The sequence below is a fragment of the Neisseria sp. P0001.S005 genome (assembly GCF_051963715.1).
In genome coordinates this window covers 1-774 of sequence record NZ_JBQCTZ010000463.1, presented here as the reverse complement: position 1 = coordinate 774, position 774 = coordinate 1, and the positions used below count along the sequence as shown (strand labels likewise).

Genomic DNA, 774 nt, shown 5'->3' with positions numbered 1-774 from the left:
GTCTGAAATTTCAGACGGCCTTTTTATATCGAAACCAATCAGATTTTTCTGGTTTTCAACCAAGCCCAAAGCAGCAGCAATACGACAAAGCCGAAATACAAAATACTCCACACCGGTAGGGCAACACCGAATAGATAGTCCGGCTCGGCGCAGTTGCCAAAGCCGCGAACGATGGGTTCAAACCAATCGAACAAGGGCCAGTCGCGCAGGCGGAAGGTCCAAGGTGCGCCGCAGGAAGGGGCGGTGCCGGGCGGCAGGCTTTGCAACCAAATTTGATAGGCGGCGACACCGGCGCCGTAAACGGCCGGAGCGGCAATCAACAATGCCGAGAGCGAGCGGGCAAATTTGGAAGATTGAGAACTGAATGCTGTAACAATGGCCAACAGCCCGACACCCAATACGCACAAGCGTTGCAGGATGCACAATACGCACGGGTTCATACCCAAAACGTATTGGGAAATAAAGGAGCCGCAGGCGGCAAATATGGAGAGGACGACTAAAAATAAAACAGTCTTGCGGAAAAAGTTCATAAGATAAAACCTTTCAGACGGCCTGGACGAAAAACAGCCGATCAATAATGTTTACTTTAACACAAAACGTATATGCTTTTTTGGTTTGACGGTTTTTTGCGTATGTTTGTTGATGTTGCGTAACCATAAATATGGAAACAAAAATGTGTTTCATATCGAAAAGGCCGGAACTGGCCCCCAAATCTTGGACACTCATAAAAGCCTATTCAGGCGCTCTGTGTAAGCTGGGTTCTATATGCGACAG

The 774-nt window shown here is 48.2% G+C and carries 1 protein-coding gene; it reads right to left on the bottom strand.

Features of this window, described 5'->3' with window-relative positions:
- Positions 1 to 38: 38 nt before the first annotated feature.
- Complete coding sequence (locus ACTHSP_RS21065) at positions 39 to 530, bottom strand: disulfide bond formation protein B (protein ID WP_049351157.1); 492 nt, start codon at positions 528 to 530, stop codon at positions 39 to 41.
- Positions 531 to 774: the final 244 nt, after the last annotated feature.

What these genes read in the sequence shown, in the direction of transcription:
- ACTHSP_RS21065 (WP_049351157.1), bottom strand. Translation starts at nt 530, where the DNA reads ATGAACTTTTTCCGCAAGACTGTTTTATTTTTAGTCGTCCTCTCCATA.